At 57.1% G+C, this 17,026-nt stretch carries 14 protein-coding genes; 9 read left to right on the forward strand and 5 right to left on the reverse strand.

Going from position 1 to position 17,026, the window contains the following annotated elements; translation table 11 throughout:
* Positions 1-153: 153 nt before the first annotated feature.
* The 3 genes from J2R80_RS09540 to J2R80_RS09550 all read right to left on the reverse strand — a co-directional run bounded on the left by J2R80_RS09540 (position 154) and on the right by J2R80_RS09550 (position 2,280).
* The gene (locus tag J2R80_RS09540; RefSeq protein WP_253638426.1) at positions 154-396 is read right to left on the reverse strand and encodes a helix-turn-helix domain-containing protein; all 243 of its coding nucleotides are present in this window, start codon (positions 394-396) and stop codon (positions 154-156) included.
* Positions 397-680: 284 nt separating this feature from the next.
* Positions 681-1,331, reverse strand: a complete 651-nt coding sequence (locus J2R80_RS09545) for a hypothetical protein (protein WP_253638427.1) — start codon at positions 1,329-1,331, stop codon at positions 681-683.
* Positions 1,332-1,347: 16 nt separating this feature from the next.
* Entirely contained in the window at positions 1,348-2,280 is a 933-nt protein-coding gene (locus J2R80_RS09550; RefSeq protein WP_253638428.1) for a hypothetical protein, read from the reverse strand.
* A gap of 195 nt (positions 2,281-2,475) precedes the next feature.
* On the opposite strand from J2R80_RS09550, the gene J2R80_RS09555 reads away from it, so the two are divergent.
* On the forward strand, positions 2,476-3,039 hold the full coding sequence (locus tag J2R80_RS09555) for a hypothetical protein (RefSeq protein WP_253638429.1): 564 nt from the start codon (positions 2,476-2,478) through the stop codon (positions 3,037-3,039).
* Between the two features lie 375 nt (positions 3,040-3,414).
* On the opposite strand, the gene J2R80_RS09560 is transcribed toward J2R80_RS09555, so the two are convergent.
* On the reverse strand, positions 3,415-3,642 hold the full coding sequence (locus tag J2R80_RS09560; protein WP_253638430.1) for a helix-turn-helix domain-containing protein: 228 nt from the start codon (positions 3,640-3,642) through the stop codon (positions 3,415-3,417).
* A gap of 471 nt (positions 3,643-4,113) precedes the next feature.
* On the opposite strand from J2R80_RS09560, the gene J2R80_RS09565 reads away from it, so the two are divergent.
* Positions 4,114-4,782: a GntR family transcriptional regulator gene (locus J2R80_RS09565; protein ID WP_253638431.1), complete on the forward strand. Its 669-nt coding sequence runs from the start codon at positions 4,114-4,116 to the stop codon at positions 4,780-4,782.
* Between the two features lie 317 nt (positions 4,783-5,099).
* Here J2R80_RS09565 and J2R80_RS09570 read toward each other — a convergent pair whose 3' ends face one another.
* Positions 5,100-5,516 carry a nuclear transport factor 2 family protein gene (locus J2R80_RS09570; protein WP_309143804.1) on the reverse strand — a complete coding sequence of 139 codons (417 nt, stop codon included), beginning with the start codon at positions 5,514-5,516 and terminating at the stop codon, positions 5,100-5,102.
* 544 nt (positions 5,517-6,060) lie between these two features.
* Between J2R80_RS09570 and J2R80_RS09575 the strand changes: the two genes are divergently transcribed.
* The 7 genes from J2R80_RS09575 (at position 6,061) to J2R80_RS09605 (ending at position 16,944) form a co-directional block, all read left to right on the forward strand.
* On the forward strand, positions 6,061-7,704 hold the full coding sequence (locus tag J2R80_RS09575; RefSeq protein WP_253638433.1) for an amidohydrolase: 1,644 nt from the start codon (positions 6,061-6,063) through the stop codon (positions 7,702-7,704).
* Between the two features lie 5 nt (positions 7,705-7,709).
* On the forward strand, positions 7,710-8,654 hold the full coding sequence (locus J2R80_RS09580) for an ABC transporter permease (RefSeq protein ID WP_253638434.1): 945 nt from the start codon (positions 7,710-7,712) through the stop codon (positions 8,652-8,654).
* A 2-nt stretch (positions 8,655-8,656) separates the two neighbouring features.
* The gene (locus J2R80_RS09585; protein ID WP_253638435.1) at positions 8,657-9,544 is read left to right on the forward strand and encodes an ABC transporter permease; all 888 of its coding nucleotides are present in this window, start codon (positions 8,657-8,659) and stop codon (positions 9,542-9,544) included.
* Between the two features lie 24 nt (positions 9,545-9,568).
* Positions 9,569-11,161, forward strand: coding sequence for an ABC transporter substrate-binding protein (locus J2R80_RS09590; RefSeq protein WP_253638436.1), 1,593 nt, complete (start codon positions 9,569-9,571; stop codon positions 11,159-11,161).
* Positions 11,162-11,263: 102 nt separating this feature from the next.
* On the forward strand, positions 11,264-12,241 hold the full coding sequence (locus J2R80_RS09595; protein ID WP_253638437.1) for an ABC transporter ATP-binding protein: 978 nt from the start codon (positions 11,264-11,266) through the stop codon (positions 12,239-12,241).
* Positions 12,238-13,338, forward strand: coding sequence for an ABC transporter ATP-binding protein (locus J2R80_RS09600; RefSeq protein WP_253638438.1), 1,101 nt, complete (start codon positions 12,238-12,240; stop codon positions 13,336-13,338). Before J2R80_RS09595 ends, J2R80_RS09600 begins: the two co-directional genes overlap by 4 nt.
* A 99-nt stretch (positions 13,339-13,437) precedes the next feature.
* The gene (locus J2R80_RS09605) at positions 13,438-16,944 is read left to right on the forward strand and encodes an autotransporter outer membrane beta-barrel domain-containing protein (RefSeq protein WP_253638439.1); all 3,507 of its coding nucleotides are present in this window, start codon (positions 13,438-13,440) and stop codon (positions 16,942-16,944) included.
* The last annotated feature ends 82 nt before the right edge of the window (positions 16,945-17,026 follow it).

Genomic DNA, 17,026 nt, shown 5'->3' on the forward strand with positions numbered 1-17,026 from the left:
CCGGAAACGCATGCAGGAGCACGAGTCACTGTGGCAACTACGGTTAGGGGGGAATGCAGATCGCGACAAGTGCCTCGCTGGAAGCGATGTTCGCAGCCGTTTGCTTCAGTAGGCATGAGCCCCTCGACAACGGGACGAGGCTCATGCCGACGCTCAGATCACGCTGGTCTCGGTGTCAGTAGTATCAAAAGGGAGATGTCGCGCGCTTTGGCATGGGACGAGGTTTGAACGATCCCAGCGATCTAGCTCGTTGACCGGGTACAGAACCGATTTGCCGATTTTAATGAACGATGGCCCGATCTTCTTCGATCGCCAGTTGCGCAACGTGCCCTCGCTAACTTGATTTCGATAGCGTTCGACAACTTCTTCCAGAGTTAAATAAACAGAACTAGACACAAAATCTCCTAGGCTTCGATCATTGTGCAACGGGCTGTTGCACAAAGGCCTGCGGTCACATGGATTGATAAGCAGAATTGATTCCGCTGCGTTTGGCTTCGAACGACTTAGAAGGTCGTCGGCCGATGTACGGTGGCGTCATCGTTCAGGTGGAGGACCATTCGGCGATCGCAGTCGGCCGCTAGCGCCGGCGATTCGCCGCTCAGAAATCGCCCTAGCACTCGGTCGCTAGTCTAGTAATCCTGAGAGCGCGCGGGAGGAGCTCCTGCAGGCGCGCGATCGAGTTAGTCGGGAGCGTCGTCGAACTCGCCATCGGACGGTGTCTTAGCCATTGAAGGAAGCCGCGCTGGCTCGGCATAAGCCTCAAGTTGCCAAGGCCCTTGATAGTGCGCGATTACCCCCTCATCTGGCACTGGCATGCCGGCGATGCGCGCGATCTGGCCAAGGCAGCGGCTGAGATGTCCGCGCAATATTTCGAGCCCGTCGAAATAGGCCTGCCGGACGTCCGCGGGGCGATGGAAATCGCCGAATCGAGGATGGGGTGCGGCCCCCTCGTCGCGGCGTAGCAATTCCTCGAACGTCATGAACTGCCGAATGCCGACAGCCATCGCGTCAAGTAGCAGGAACAGCGGCCCGACCTGCATATCAGCGAGTTCGACTTCTTTGTCGACAATGAGCTGCCGGATCTCGCGGAGCGAGGCGAGTGCGTTGTCGATGCAGTTATCACAGCACTCCCAGGCCGAGAGCACGCGACGATCGCGCAGTCGCAGCACGATCTCTCGGGCCACCTGACGCTCGCGATCCTTCGGGCTGACCTCGATACTGAGGAACGGAAGGCTGAGGGTGATGTTGCCTACGCGCCCGGATATTTGACGCCGAGCACGCGCAACAATATCGGTCACGTCGAAGTTGAAGGGTATGTCGTTGCTTCGCATGGCTTAAACAGGCCCGTCACGCTTCTTCGGATAGGGTGATCGACACGGCAAGTGCGGCGCCGATCGGGCCGGAACGCCGCTCGAGAAAATATCGCACACGATCGTCGTTGCTGTCATCGAATTGCTGCCCCACCTGGCAGGTGAGCAGTAAATCGGCCGCCCAGGTTTCGAGTGGCCAGTTGCGGACGCCGCTTGCAGCTTGCAGCCGTGCGAAAGTTGGCGATTGGCCGTCACCAAGACCAGCCAGCACTCGGTGCACGTCATCCGCGTCCAGAACCCGGTTGCCCACGGACATATTCTCAATCCGGATACGCTGCCGGAGGGGATAGTCGACAGAGAAGGGAAGCTCGGGTGGGTTATAGAGCAGATAGTAGACAGCCTTACCGAAGTCGCGATTGAGCGTGTCGATCAGGCCGACCTGCCGATCGGCCGCATGGATCGCAGAGTAGGCGCAAGACGCGTCGAAGCGATAGGTCCGATGGAGCGCCGCCGCTACCTGGTGTCCGTCGTGCCGGATGAAGGCATTCATGCCATGCAGGAAGCCGATCTCATCCTCATCATCGACGTCCTGGTTCGTCGGGAATAGTCGCTTCGATTGTAGGAGGCCGATCTTCTTCGCGATGAGGGTGTCGCGCAGGTAGACGAAGACGAGGATTGCGATGTCTGCTGTCTCCCAGCGACGACGCTGGGGCAAATCCCAATCGCAACGTGGCGCGCCTAGCCGCCGCAAGCCGCCGATGTTGTGCGTGTCCATTCGCACGATTGCCCCGGATGGCAGCAGCCTTGGCGCGCTATCGGGAATCAGCGCCTCGATCAGGCCATCGTCGAGCGAAGTTTCGCGGATGTTAGGAAGGTTCGCGAGGCGCTCACAGACCCTTCGATTTGCCTGTTCAAATGCATCTCGGAACCATGCGACTACATCTTCAGGTATTCTAGGCCATGGTTCCATCTCGTTCCCCTTGCTACAAAGATAACGCAAGCATCAAGGACGACAATTCATTTTTCCTAACTAGATCGCTGCGTCGATTTAGTGCTTTCGGTCCGCTCGCAATAGAGTCGCGGACCTTCGCTCGATAGGGTGTTCGATCTGACATGCTGACCCACATCGTCGAGTGCTGTTTCATGCATTTTAAAGGACAAGCAAATGACGGAGGAGAATAGCCCGCCGGCGCAACCAACACTGAAGCGCCGGCTAGAAAGTATCAAGGAGCACGAACAGGAGCTCGTCGCCAAGGCCCACGAGATGCTGCCCAACGGTGCCGTCAATATCGTTGACTTCTTTATCCTCGGCGCCACCCAGCGGACGCTTTCGCAATCCCGCGGCTTCCGCACGCTGATTGAAACGAAGAACTTTCCTTCGGCAACGATCCTGTTGCGCACCCAGATCGACACGGCGATGCGCATCAACGGGCTGACGATGATGGGCGACATTGAGGCTGACATTCAGAGGCTTTTCAAGGGAGAGCGCACCTTCGATCGCCTGATGTCCGGCACGCCGGTTGGCGGTGGAAGGCCGGAACGCCTCACCGATGCCTTCCTGAAAAGAAAACTTGCCGAGGGCCACCCCTGGATCGAACCACTATACGCGCAGACCTCCGACTTCGTGCATCTCAGCTTTCGGCACCTCTACACCGCGATCGCTGACACGAACCCGGAAACGCGCATGGCGACACTTGAGATCAGCGGGTACCGACCCGAAGCAGGATGAAACGGTCTACTATGAGGTGTGCGACGCCTTCTTCCGGGTCTCTCGGCTGACCTCCACAACCATTCTCGCCATGCTGATGATGAGACATCAGCGCGACCAGGTCATAGCGGCGGCTGCGGCACGCGCGGGTGGCGGCGAATGGGCAAATGTCGGTGAGGGCGTCAAATCGTGTCAATCCATCCCCGCTGCACAACACCGGGATTCCGAGGTCGCCGTGGTCTCTCACCCGATGAATGCGGGACGATCGAGCGGTGTCTGGTGAACGCGGGAACCTTGGATAGGCGCTCCCATCCGGCCGGTATCCGATGAATTCTTGCAACGTGGCCCCGCCGATAGTCGAAGGAGGTGAGGGGGAAATGACCGCTCGTAAAGTTCTCACTGCTGGTCATGCCCGTGTTCGCTGAGCCGTTTTGGCGGATGGCATTGTACTCGATTTTTCGCGTCCCACGCCTCGAGCTCATCGACGGGATAGAGAACTGCTTTTCCGATCTTCACAAATGAGGGTCCGATTCTCATAGCGCGCCAGTTCCTGAGTGTCCCAACAGACACACCCCCACGGTAGCGTTTTGCCACTTCTTCTGCGGTCAGAAATTTGCTCTCCACCGGATTATCTCCCACGGACGGCCACAAATTCGCAACGTGCCGCCAAAACGTGTCGCCAATCGAGGACACAGAGCGGCTGGTTGAACATACCGCTCAGCATTATCGCCTTGGGTCTAACGTATGGGCGCTCATGCTGCTGCGGGGAAAATAGATGTCGCATGCTCTACAAACGGACAAGGTTTTCGCCCGGGGCGTAGGGGTTACGGTTAGTCCCGGTCAAAGATGGGAAAGAGTGCGGCGGGCGCCGAACGGAGGATTTTAGTCCGATCGCAATTGCTGTACGACGTCATTTGTCGTCAGGGTGCATATTCGGATCCAGTTTCATTTCTTTCCATCGGGATGGGGAAAACTCTACCGAAGTTTTGAATCGCGGTACCCCATCGGACGGTAAAATCGGACAGTTGATGCATCATATGGTATCAAATGTTCGTCCGACTTATGTCATTTTATGCAAGCTAATCGAAGGAAGCGATGTCTCACTTAAAGACCCTTGAGCACGACAATCTCAGCAACACCGTCTACACAACGCTTTGCGATGCGCTGATCAAGGGACAGTTTCAGCCTGGGGAACGCCTCAAGATTCGTGATCTTGCTGAGAGGCTGGGAACGAGCGTCACACCAATTCGAGATGCAATTCTGCGGCTAGCCCACGACGAAGCCATAACGTTTCAGTCGCCGCGCGATATACGCATTCCCAGAGTCACCCAAGAGCGCTATCTCGAAATCCGATCGATTCGATTGCGACTAGAGGCCCTGGCGGCCGAGACGGCAGCCCAAGTCGCGTCAAGCAAGGATATCGAAACTCTCGAGAAAATCTTGCGGGAGAACGAAAAGGCTATCGCGGATGGTGATCGAGTTCAGGGGACAACACTTAATCAGGCCTTCCACTTTGCTCTGCCGACAATTGCGAAGTTGCCAGTGCTGAACGGCATATTAAGTCGTATCTGGCTTCAGATGGGTCCACTCATCGCCGATTCCTATCAGGCAGGCGGACGCTCGATGATCGATTATCATTATCCAGTTGTAGACGCCCTCAGGCGCCATGACAGCCAAGCCGCCGCGGCAGCGATTATGAATGACATAACCCTCGGGGGACGCGCAATCATTGAACACTTCCAAACCCCTTCGCAGACTGGCTAATCGCTGACCACGCTCGAGATTCCTAGATTTCTGGCCTAAACATTGCGGTCCATAAAAGTCCCGACCCGCCAAGCGGAGGCGTTTGGTGAGTGAACAACCTAGACCTCGCGCGACGCACAGACAGACAGAAGGTGCCCGTGTGGCACGCGCGAGAAAAAGGCCGGGCACGCCCAAGCTGGATCCGGCGATCAAAAACGGTGCCCGAATGGATGGCAAATCTAGGCCACTTCGTCGCGAGCCACGCAAGAGATTCAGCAGACTCGCTGAACGAAAAGCCGATTGGATCCGGCATTTTGCCGATTGGGGCTTCCCCCTGTTTAGAACATCGTATTGTTGTTGGCGGCCTTCTCTGGCACGGACTGGATTACATCCCAGTGCTCGACAATTTTGCCGTCCTTGACGCGGAAGATGTCGACGATCGCTCGGCCGCGGTCTCCCGCCCCGTTCGTCGCGTGACTATGCAGATAGACGAGGTCACCATCGGTCGCGCTCCGTACAATACGCGCGCGCCTCTCCGGTTTCTGTTTGAATAATTCGGTGAAGAAGGAAACGAAGTGCGATTTGCCGTCTGGCACTGTCGGATTGTGCTGAATGTAGACGTCGCCAAGCACTTCCGCCGCTTCTTTTGGTTCGTGCCTATTGAATACGCGATCGTAGAATTCCAACACTAGCTTGCGGTTAGCTTCTTCCTTCACCAGATCGCGCGACGCGGTCTGCGCGACAGCCGGGCTCATTACGAAGAGAGGGAAAACCAGGCTCCCGATAAGGACGAAAGTTCTGACAAAAACAGACATGGCTTAATCCTGAAGCGTTGAGGTCAATTGAAGTTGCATGCCGATGCGAACCGCGTCTCGAGTTCGAGTCACGCGTCAGCTCTGTCCCTCGCGCGCATTCGCGATCCTAACGTTGCTGGGTTGTCTCTCTCGATCCCGCAGTGAATACGCCTACAAGCTCTGCGGAGCCTGGTTCTCGTCCCAACCGCTCAGCAGTTGAAGGGGCTGGCTGACCAAGTCACCTCAGCATATAAGATGTATCAAACATTTAGAGACTGTCAACCGGCGAGCAGTCCCCGTTTGAGTTAATGGGATAGGTGCCATAAGCGGACCCGATTTGTATTATTGTATCGGATTAACAATCCATTATGGAGGTGTGCGAGGCGGAAGCCGTCAGGCTTGGTCACCGCGCTGCATCGAAAATATGATGCGTCATACATCTTGATGTCGAAAATGTATGGTGATACACATCCCGGCCCAGATGGATTGCGCACTGGAGCCTGCGATGAAAGCAGCGATAATTTTACAGGGTGGGAAGATCTTTTGCGGCTTGAACGAGGGCTTCGTTGAGGCCGTCGCTGTGGCGAATGGCAAGATTCTGGCCGTCGGAGCATCCGAGGACATCAATCACCTGAGGGGACCGCAGACCGAGACGATTGAGCTGGATGGCCGTGTCGCGGTTCCCGGATTGAACGACGCGCATATGCATTTGCTGCCACTTGGCTTGGCAATGCAGTCCATCAATTTGCGTCCAGAATCCGGTGTTGGCTCAATCGCCGAGATTTTGCGTCGCGTGGCGGCTGCTGCGGCGACAAAGAAGCCAGGTGATTGGATTGTCGGTCGTGGCTATGACCACAATGAGCTGACGGAGCGCCGCCATCCGACGGCTGAAGAGCTGGACCATGTCTCGCCTGATAATCCTGTTTTTGTTGGACGGACGTGCGGCCATGTCGGCGTCGCAAGCACCCAGGCGCTGCGCAAGGCGGGTATTGAACAGGACACGCCCAATCCATCGGGAGGCTTGATCGAGAAGCGCGCCGGCAAGCTCACGGGGTTGGTTGCTGAAAACGCAATGACGATGATCACCAGCGCAATGCCCTCGCCGGGCAAGGCAACATTGATGTCGGCGATTGAAAGAGCCGGCAAATTTATGCTTTCGCAGGGCTTCACCAGTGTCATGGATGCGGCTGTCGGCATGAGGGCCGGACTTGTAGAAGTCGATGCGTACGAGGAGTTGGCCAGGGCTGGTCGACTGCCTCTTAGGGTCTGGGTTTGTCTTTATGGAAACGCTGGCGGCATAGGAGATGCGGCTCACGCGAAAGGCTTTTGCTTTGGCCGAGAAGTGGGGCTGCTGCGTTACGGCGCAATGAAGGTGTTTGCCGACGGCAGTGCCGGCAGTTTAACCGCGGCAATGAGTCGACCCTATCGCGCGGGAGCTTCTGAAAATCGTGGAATTTTCATTTACTCCGACGAGCAGATGCATTGGAGGTTGGAGCATTTCCATCGCCTCGGCTACCAGCTTGCTATTCACGCCATTGGTGACGCGGCGATCGAGCAGGTTCTATCGGGCATGGAGAAGCTCGATACCTTGGACAACCCGGTGAGAGAGCGTCGGCATCGGATCGAGCATTGCGGATGGCTGACTGACGATCAATTGGGCAGGATGGCCAAAGTTGGTATAGACCCAGTGCCGCAGCCGATCTTTATCTACGAGTTCGGCGAACTTTACGTCACAAACCTTGGCCAAGAGGCGGCGGACAGCTCCTACCCAATGCAGAAATGGCTGAAAGCGGGGTTGCATCCTGCGGCAAGCTCGGATGCTCCCGTCTGCACAACGGATCCGTTCAAGAACCTCTTCACCATGGTCACACGCATGACCAAGCGGCATCATGTGACTGGGGGGGCTGAACGTCTGACCCTGGAGGAAGCCGTTCACGCCTATACGGCGCTCGGCGCCTATACGCAATTCGCGGAGAATGAGATTGGGCGTTTGGCGCCGGGCCTCGCAGCGGATATTGCGATCCTGTCGCACGACATTTTCAGCATGCCGATTGAGCGGGTGGAAACGGACGTGCGCTGCGATATGACCTTGCTAGCTGGGCAGATCGTCTTCGATCGAGCCGGCCGGCTCGCTGCTGCTGCCGAGTAGCGCCCATGTTGCGGCAAGCGTTGCAACGCGTCCTGTTGGGCGTACCAATACTGCTCGGCGTTCTTCTGCTCGGATTCCTGTTAATGCAGGTCATGCCTGCGGATCCGGCGATGGTGCGGGCTGGGCCAATGGCGACACAAGACGTGCTCAGCGCCATCAGGCACGAGCTTGGCCTCGATCAGCCGCTTTGGTGGCAATTTCTGATCTATTTGGGTCGACTCGCTCACGGCGATCTCGGCGTATCGATCATCAACAATGTCCCGGTCTCGCAAGAGCTCGGGAGCACTGTCGGGCCTACGCTCGAACTGATGGTGACGTCGTTGATCTGGGCAATCCCGCTGGGAATAACGTTGGGTACGGTGGGGGCCTATGTGCGCGGCTCGATCCTTGACCGCGCCATTATGGCGCTTTCTGTGGCGGGTGTATCGGTGCCAGTGTTCTTCCTTGGTCTAACGCTTGTCTGGCTGTTCGGTTACCGATTTCCAATCCTGCCTTTTACTGGCCGCGCCGGTCCAGTTTGGAGATGGGAGGGGCTGCAGGGGATCATTCTGCCTGCCGTGACTCTAGGTGGGATATTTGTTGGGCCGGTCGCCCGAATGACGCGCTCATCGGTCCTTGATGTTCTTGGCGCCGACCATGTGAGGACTGCACGCGCAAAAGGCCTGCCCGAACGTAGTGTTCTGCTTCGGCACGGATTGCGCAATGCACTCATACCAGTTGTAACTCTGATCGGTTTGCAGATCGGATTCTTGCTCGGCGGCGCGGTCGTCACCGAGACCGTCTTTAGCTGGCCTGGTGTGGGGCGCCTAATCGTCGGTGCGATTGTGTCGGCCGACGTTCCGGTTGCTCAGGGAGCGGTCATCCTCCTGTCCGTCGGTTTCATCCTGATCAACATCGCGGTTGATTTGCTCTACGCCGTTCTTGATCCGAGAGTTCGGGGCGCGGTGTGAGAATGACAACGCAAGTTCCGCTCGCAGTGGCGAAAGTAGACGATCAACCTACTGCCGTTCGACGTCCTTCCACGCTTTTCATCCTTTTGTCGGACCCCGGTGCCTGCCTGGCGCTGCTCTTTGTCTTGCTTGCTGTTCTTGCAGCGGTCTTCGCTCCTTTGGTGGCACCGACCGATCCATATAGCAACGATCTCGCAAATACATTGAAAAGTCCAAGCGAATTTGGTGGGCTTGGTGCGGACACGCAGGGGCGGGATATGATCACCCGTTTGCTCTATGGCCTGCGCATGTCGCTGCTGCTGAGCGTCGCGTCCGTTCTGATCGGGTGTACGACAGGTGGTGCGGTCGGATTTGTCGCGGCCTTTTATCCGAGACTTACAGGCCCGGTGATGCGCCTGATGGACGTGCTCCTCTCTTTTCCTGCGATCCTTTTCGCGCTCGCGGTGGCGTCGATCTTTGGACCGGGGGTCGCGACCGTAATCATCGCGCTCGTCGTTGCTTCGCTCCCCTCCACAGCTCGTGTGATGTGGAGCGCGGCCATTGTTGTCTTGCAGCAGGATTACATAGAGAGTGCTCGGTCGATTGGCATGAGCAATGGGCGGATACTCCGAAAATATCTACTGCCAAATTGCCTATCAACCGTCCTTGTTGTTGTGACGATGAGCTTTGGCCAGGTCATTCTCTTTGGGGCCGCCCTGTCATTTCTCGGGCTGGGTGTGCAACCACCAGTCGCTGAACTCGGAGCGATGGCTGCTGAAGGACGTGACGTCCTTTTCTTCGCCCCTCACATTACAGCTCTGCCGTGCTTCCTGATCTTCCTCATCGTCCTGGCATTCAATGTCCTCGGCGATGCCCTGCGCGATGCGTTCGACCCGAAGCTGAGAAGATAAGAACCAGAAAGAGTGAGGAGCACAATGAGGTATCTGAACACAGGTCTGTTGCTCGCGGCAATTTCTGCTGGATGGACATTCCCATGGCCGGCCGGCGCGCAGCAAAAGGCGCCCCTCACTATTCTGCGTCAGATTGATGCCAGTAGTTATGACCCAATCAGCACGACCGCCACGGCTACGGCCGAGATTGTTTTCATGCTCGCGGACACGTTGGTCACGATCGACTTCGACATGAAGACGATCAAGCCCGGCCTCGCCGACTCCTGGACGATTTCGCCAGACGGCCTCACATATACGTTCAAATTACACAAGGGCGTGAAATTCTGCGATGGGCGCCCGATGACAGCCGAAGACGTTGTTTATTCTCTTAAGCGCTGGACTAACCCTGCTAACAAATCACCAACGGCCACTCGCGCGGGCCAGGTGAGGGATGTGCGCGCGCCGGACGACTACACAGTTGTCTATGAATTGAAGCAACCAAATAGCGACCTTCTGTACCAGCTCACACTGTACTTTGCTTCTATCGTCGACAAAAAATCCGTTGAGAAGCTCGGCCCGAACTTTGGCGTCCAAGGATTTAATGGCACCGGGCCTTATTGCTGGGTGAGTTGGACGCCACGCGACCAGATGGTGATGAAGAAGAATCCCTATTACGATTGGGGCTCACCGATCTACAAAGATCCGCGGCCGCAGATCGACGAGATCGTCTGGAAGATCATCCCAGAAGACAACACATTGATGGCTGCGCTTCAGTCGAGGCGGGCGGATCTCTCCTACAATTTGCCATATCTCGCAATTCCAGTGATGCAAAAGTTTCCTGGCATGACTGTGCAGCAGCAGGAACATTACATCTATGACGTGTACATGGGCTTCAAGGTCGATAAGCCAGTTGTGAATGACAGAACGATCCGCCAAGCGGTGAACATGGCGGTTAACAAGGAGGCCCTTGTTAAGGCCGTCTTTCACGGCGTCGGCTCGGTATTGCCCGGTCTCTTGAACGCGAATGCTCCCGACTATGACGCCGAGGCAGCGAAGAAGATGCCGAAATATGATCCGGCGGGTGCTGCGGCACTTCTCGATCAAGCTGGGTGGCTAAAGGGCGCTGACGGTGTTCGCGCAAAGGATGGATTGCGGGCCTCCTTTACCGTCTATGGAATCCGTATGCCGTTCTTCGAGATGATCGCACAAGCGATCCAGGCCGATCTTCGGAGAATTGGTATCGAGATGAAAGTTCAACTCTGGGACGCCACTATCGTGTGGAGCAAGCTTTCGACCCAAGAGTTCGACGCACTTTTGATGTCCTATCCCTATGTCACGGCGACCGAGGCGCTGAACAGCTATTTCGCCAGCAGGCAAATACCAACGCCTAATAGGATGAACTGGAAAGACCCGAAGACCGACGAGTTGCTCGCCGCGGCGACGACGGCAACGCGTGCCGAAGACCGCAAACGAGCCATAGGCGAGGTTCAGTCATTGCTGACCGAGGCGAACGTTTGGGTTCCTCTCGCGTCTGAGCCGCTGTGGCTAGTCTCAGGCGATCGCGTGGAGGACGCGCGCGTCCACGGGCTGTGGGGAGCCGGCCTGTATAAGGGCCTGGACATGAAGTTGAAGCGTTGAGGGTAGCTCCTGCTGAGCAAGTTCGCGGCGCATGCAAACAACATAATTTCGACCTTGGTAGGTGTCTGGCACCTATCCTTCTGTTGAACGGTACAACGCATCATGACGACTGTTATCGAACTTCAGAATGTCTCCACGTCGTTTAAGACGGCTAGCGGCGATATTCGTCCGGTCGATAATGTTTCATTGTCGATCGCTCGCGGGAAAACTCTCTGCATTGTGGGGGAGAGCGGTTGCGGCAAGAGCATGCTCGCTCTCTCAATCATGAGGCTCGTCCCGCCGCCGGGCCTCGTACTTGGTGGAGCAGTTCATTTCGGCGGGCTTGATTTGCTGAAGCTCTCTAGAGGAGAGATGCAGGATATTCGTGGCAATCGCATTGCCATGATCTTTCAGGAGCCTATGACGAGTCTTAATCCGGTCCATACGATCGGATATCAATTGGTTGAGGCTCTTCGTACGCATAAAAGAGCATCGATACGGCAGCTTCGTGACAGAGCGATTGAGGGGCTGCGCCGGGTAAAGATTCCGGCGCCGGAGCGGCGGTTCCATGAATATCCGTACCAACTTTCCGGCGGCATGCGGCAGCGGGTCATGATTGCGATGGCGCTCGCGTGCGAACCGGATCTTCTCATCGCGGACGAGCCAACGACTGCCCTCGATGTGACCATCCAAGCACAGATTCTCAGTCTGTTGCAGGAACTGCAGCAACAGACGGGGATGGCAATCTTGCTTATCACCCATGACCTCGGCGTTGTTGCACAGATTGCTGACGATGTTGCTGTCATGTACGCAGGGACGGTCGTGGAGCACGCGCCTGTCAGAGAACTGTTCCTTGACCCTCAGCATCCCTATACGATCGGGCTGCTTGGTTCGATGCCGAGGGTAAACCAACACGTTGACAGGCTGGTTGCCATCGGTGGCCTGGTGCCGCCGCCTTTTCAGCTTCCCTCTGGATGTCGCTTCAATCCGCGTTGCCCCTTTGCAGATCTCGATTGCCGTCAGGTTTTGCCTGACCTTGGTGTGATCGGCTCTGGGCATTTCGTGGCCTGCCGAAAGGCCCCCCTGGAGGCGCACATATGATCGCACCGCTCTTAAAGCTTGAAAACGTCGAGAAGCATTATCCTGTTCGCAAAGGGATTATCCGGCAGAAGCAAGTCGGGACAGTACGTGCAGTCGATGGCGTAAGTCTCTGCATCGATCCGGGCGAGACGCTTGCCATCGTGGGCGAAAGTGGTTGCGGAAAGTCAACGATCGCGCGGATTGCCATGCGTTTGATCGATGCGACCGCGGGCGCCGTTTGGTTTGAGGGACGGAACATCACAGCTCTTCCTCCCCGTGAACTGCGTGGCCTGCGTCAGGACATGCAAATGGTCTTTCAGGATCCATATTCCAGTCTAAATCCACGCATGACCGTGGAGGAATTGATTGCGGAACCGATGCTGGTGCACGGCAAGGGCACGCTGGCATCGCGCCGGGCCCACGTGATGGATTTACTACGGCGCGTTGACCTCGCACCCTACCACGCAACGCGCTATCCGCACGAATTCTCAGGTGGCCAACGCCAGAGGATCGGCATTGCACGAGCCCTCGCGCTCTCGCCAAAACTCATTGTGTGCGATGAGCCTGTTTCTGCTTTGGACGTCTCAATCCAGGCCCAGGTGATCAATCTGCTGAAGCATCTGCAGAGCGAGTTCAATTTATCTTACATGTTTATCTCCCACGGGTTGGCTGTCGTGCGGCACATGGCCGATCGGGTTGCGGTGATGTATCTTGGCCAAGTGGTGGAGATTGCCAGCAGGCATTCCCTCTTTGCGAATCCACGCCATCCCTACACGCGTGCGCTGCTGGCCTCAGTTCCGGAACCTGATCCGACGTCGCGCGGCAACTGGCGCGTTCTAGCCGGAGATGTGCCGAGTCCTTTGGCTCTGCCTTCCGGGTGCCGTTTTCATACTCGTTGTCCATTTGTGCAAGATCGTTGTCGGACGGAGGCTCCGATCCTCAATCAGCTCGCACCTCAGCATGAAGTGGCTTGCCACTTCGCCGAGACAATCGCGCCTTTTAACGGGCCGGAAGAGCGGGGCGTCGAGGAGGGGGGCAGTCGGATCAAGCGTCTTGCCTTGTATGCGGAACGCATCAGGCAGTGTGAGGCTGAGCAATCGATGCCAGCCTCCGATTGAAACGGGCGATCAGGAGCAGCGGATCTCGGGAGGGGCAAATAATCGCGGGCCGATGGGATTGATCGGCAATTGAAATGTATGCCGGCGGAGGTAAACAGGATGGAAAAGGGAGCTTCAGGGGCCACCGTTGTATGGCCATCGACGCTTGGCACCAGTGCCATGGCCGATGGCGCAACCGCCGCGGGTGCACGGGCGAACGCAAATGACGCGTCATCTATCGATGTCGGTCGCAGTAACGATCCGACTGCGAATTTGGAAGCGTTTGTAACTGCAGCAGCACAAGAGTCGATTGCTGTAGGCACCCGGTCATCGATCGCCGCCGAAGGTTCGTCGGGCGTCGCGATTGGACGCTTTGTCACGATTGGCGGAAGCGCTGCGTATGCAACGGCGTTTTGCCGGATTTCGAGTGTGTCACGCGTTGGCGCGATCGCCGCCGTATTGACGATGTTCATGACAGCCGCTGCTTACGCGGAATGTGTGAAGACCGATGCCACGAACTGGAGTTGTTTCGGCACGGGAGCGCCCACAATAATCAGCCCCAACACACCCATCACCGTTACGATACAGGACCAATTTAAGGCCACCTCCAAGATGTTCGTTGGTGGCATCGGCGATGTGACGTTCATCGATGCGGTGCCCGGATCAACCGTATCGTCGATTCCCGGTATGGTCCCCAACACACCGGCCCTCGACATAGCAATGAAGGGCGGGACCGGTAACGTTACGGTCGATACCGCCGCTGTCATCGCCGACTCATACATCGGTGCACGTATAACGAACAGGGGTATCGGTACCGTTGATGTGAACCTGAGAGGACAAATTGGCCCGACAGATCCGGCGACAGCGCCGGTGCCGCGCATCTATGGAGTCCAAGTAACTACTGCAAATGAGGACGCTGATCCAGTTACCGTTAAGACCGCAGGCGTCACAGGTGGCATGTTCGGGGTCGCTGTTGAAAATAATGGTGTTGGCAAACTCAGCTTGACCACCACCGGTAAGATCATCAGCACCGATGGAACCGCCATCTTAGCACAGAACGTTAACGGCGACGGCACCGGCCTGTCGGTCGTTGCGCAGGCCGACGTGATAGGTCGTACCGATGGGATCAGTGTCAACAACAATGGTTTCGGAACAACAACCGTAACAGCGAACGGTGTAGTCACAGCCGACCGCAATTTCGGTATCAAAGTGCTAGATGGTCTCGCCGCCGATGCCGTATCGACTACTGCGAATGGTGCCGTCATAAGCAATGGTACTGGCATCTTTCAATCTCATACCGGTTCCGGCTCCTCCACGATAGTGACCACCGGTGAAGTCAGAGGCAATTTACACGACGGCATCTTTGCGCAGAACCAAGCAGAAGCAACCGATCTCACAATCAAGGCCAGCGGCGCCGTTGCAGGGGCGAACGTGGGCATCCGGGCGGTGAATTTCGGAGTTGGCACTACAACAGTGACCGCCGCGCAGGTCTCGGGCGGTAACGCTGCCGACAACTACGGTATCATTGCCCTCAACAGCCAAACTGGGACCGACGTATCCATTACTGCGGTCGACGCCAGTGGCGCCACCGGCATTGGAACGCTGAACAACAGCAACACTGTCGGCAGCAAGCTCAATATCACCACGACCGGAACAGTCACGGGAACGCTGTGGGACGGTATCACCGCAAATTCGAGCGCGAGCGCGGCGACAACGATCACCAACGATGGCGGTCTGGTGCAGGGGCTGCGTAGCGGCATCAGTGTGACCCCCGGCAACGCTCAGTCGGTCACCATCGATAACACCGGCATAATCCGGAACCTTTCGGGCTTGTCGACCGATCTCGCCATCCTGGCGGCTGGTGGTCACGGCGCCACGACTAATGCCCATGGGCCGACAACCATCAACAACAGCAAGCTCGTAACCGGTACGGTCGACTTCGCACCCGGTATCCTCAACACCTTCACCAACATCGGCACCTGGAACACCGCGGGCGGAACCAATTGGTTCGATGGCTCGGCGATCAATGGCGGCCAGGGTGCCATCAATAACAGCGGCTTGGTAATTGCCGCTGCCAACGGCGCAACAGCGCCGGTCGCAACCACCTTCAACGGCATTGGCTTAAGCGGTTTCAACAACGCCGGCGTCATCCAGATGCAGAACGGGATCGTCGGCGACCAGACTGTGATGACCGGACGCTACAGCGGCACTGGTGGCCGCATCACCTTCGATACTTATTTCGGAGCGGACTATGCGCCATCGGATCGGTTGGTGCTCAACGGTGGTTCGGCAACAGGCCAGACACAGCTGCAATTCGCCAATGTCGGCGGTCCCGGTGAGCAAACTCTGACCAATGGTATTCTCGTCGTCAGTGCGATCAATGGGGCCACTTCGGCTCCGGGAGCGTTCTCTATTCCAGCGGCGATATCGGTCGGTCCCTACGACTATGACATCTATCGTGGTGGTCCGGGCGCTTCGGGCGCCGGCGAAACGGTGGCACAAAGCTGGTATCTCCGCTCGATGCTGGCACCGGTGGGACCGAACAATCCTGAGCCTCCACCGAACAATCCGCAGCAGCCCGGTAAGCCCCTGCTTTCGCCGCTGGCGCAGACCGCACTGCCTTATGCCGACACCATGATAAACGATGCCGAAGCAACTCTCGGCACTCTGACCCAGCGTAATAGCAACCGCATTTGGCTTGGCGATTACTCGTGCACAGCAAGCAATCTGGAAGACCGCGGCCTTAAGTACAAAGCACCACCCAAAGGATGCGTCAACACTTCCGACTACGGCCAGGGCGCGTGGGCCCGGGTCGGCGGGCAATATGGTTCGACCAGTCCTTCCGTCGGTGTCCGCTATCAGCAAAGCTTGAGTTTCCTGCAGGCCGGTTATGACGCCACGGTGTTCTCTAATGCCTTGGGCCAACTCACAGTCGGTGGCTATGTCTTCGGCGGCACCTCCAACACTCAAGTCGATCTCACGCCGGACCCGGTTTCTGGACACTCGCGTGGCAAAGGCTCGATCTACAGCAACACCTATGGCGGCGGCCTCAATGCGACCTGGCTCGGTAGCTCAGGCTTCTATGCCGATGGTGTCGTGCAGCTCACGGGTTACGACACTTCGCTCAGTATCAAGTCCGGTACCAACCAGGGCTGGGCATCGGTGGTGAGTGGTGAAGTGGGACAGCGCTTCGATCTCGGCGACGGATTTGCACTGATACCGCAGGCACAATTGTACTGGACCCATGTCGACTTCGACAGCTTCAGCGACCGCTTCGGCAACAACATCTGGCTATCCTCCGGCGATAGCTTAAAGGGGCGCGTCGGGCTACGCGGTGAGTATATCAATGCTTGGCGCGGCCGTGGCGGCCAGCTCGAAAGCTTGCAGCTCTACGGCATCGGCAATCTGAAGGAGGAGTTCCTTGGTGGGACCTCCGTCAGCATCAATGATGTGACGCTGCTGCAAAAGCCGCAGCGGCTGTGGGCTGAGGTTGGTGTCGGCGGCAGCTACACTTGGGGCAGCCATTGGAGCGCCTATGGCGAGGCTAGCTATGCGCTGGCCATCTCCTCCGGCTCCGCCGACAACTATGCCGCGCGTGGCACGCTCGGCGTCCGCTACCGCTGGTAAGATAACCAAAAGCATCAATCGTTCGTTGGAATGAACACAGAGCAAAGGAAGGATGGCGGAATCTGTGGGGGGCAAGTGCTAT

This window comes from Bradyrhizobium sp. USDA 4541 (genome assembly GCF_024171085.1).
Taxonomy (GTDB): domain Bacteria; phylum Pseudomonadota; class Alphaproteobacteria; order Rhizobiales; family Xanthobacteraceae; genus Bradyrhizobium; species Bradyrhizobium australafricanum.

What these genes read in the sequence shown, in the direction of transcription:
- J2R80_RS09555 (WP_253638429.1), top strand. Translation starts at nt 2,476, where the DNA reads ATGACGGAGGAGAATAGCCCGCCGGCGCAACCAACACTGAAGCGCCGG.
- J2R80_RS09590 (WP_253638436.1), top strand. Translation starts at nt 9,569, where the DNA reads ATGAGGTATCTGAACACAGGTCTGTTGCTCGCGGCAATTTCTGCTGGA.
- J2R80_RS09565 (WP_253638431.1), top strand. Translation starts at nt 4,114, where the DNA reads ATGTCTCACTTAAAGACCCTTGAGCACGACAATCTCAGCAACACCGTC.
- J2R80_RS09550 (WP_253638428.1), bottom strand. Translation starts at nt 2,280, where the DNA reads ATGGAACCATGGCCTAGAATACCTGAAGATGTAGTCGCATGGTTCCGA.
- J2R80_RS09580 (WP_253638434.1), top strand. Translation starts at nt 7,710, where the DNA reads ATGTTGCGGCAAGCGTTGCAACGCGTCCTGTTGGGCGTACCAATACTG.
- J2R80_RS09605 (WP_253638439.1), top strand. Translation starts at nt 13,438, where the DNA reads ATGGAAAAGGGAGCTTCAGGGGCCACCGTTGTATGGCCATCGACGCTT.
- J2R80_RS09585 (WP_253638435.1), top strand. Translation starts at nt 8,657, where the DNA reads ATGACAACGCAAGTTCCGCTCGCAGTGGCGAAAGTAGACGATCAACCT.
- J2R80_RS09600 (WP_253638438.1), top strand. Translation starts at nt 12,238, where the DNA reads ATGATCGCACCGCTCTTAAAGCTTGAAAACGTCGAGAAGCATTATCCT.
- J2R80_RS09570 (WP_309143804.1), bottom strand. Translation starts at nt 5,516, where the DNA reads ATGAGCCCGGCTGTCGCGCAGACCGCGTCGCGCGATCTGGTGAAGGAA.
- J2R80_RS09545 (WP_253638427.1), bottom strand. Translation starts at nt 1,331, where the DNA reads ATGCGAAGCAACGACATACCCTTCAACTTCGACGTGACCGATATTGTT.
- J2R80_RS09575 (WP_253638433.1), top strand. Translation starts at nt 6,061, where the DNA reads ATGAAAGCAGCGATAATTTTACAGGGTGGGAAGATCTTTTGCGGCTTG.
- J2R80_RS09595 (WP_253638437.1), top strand. Translation starts at nt 11,264, where the DNA reads ATGACGACTGTTATCGAACTTCAGAATGTCTCCACGTCGTTTAAGACG.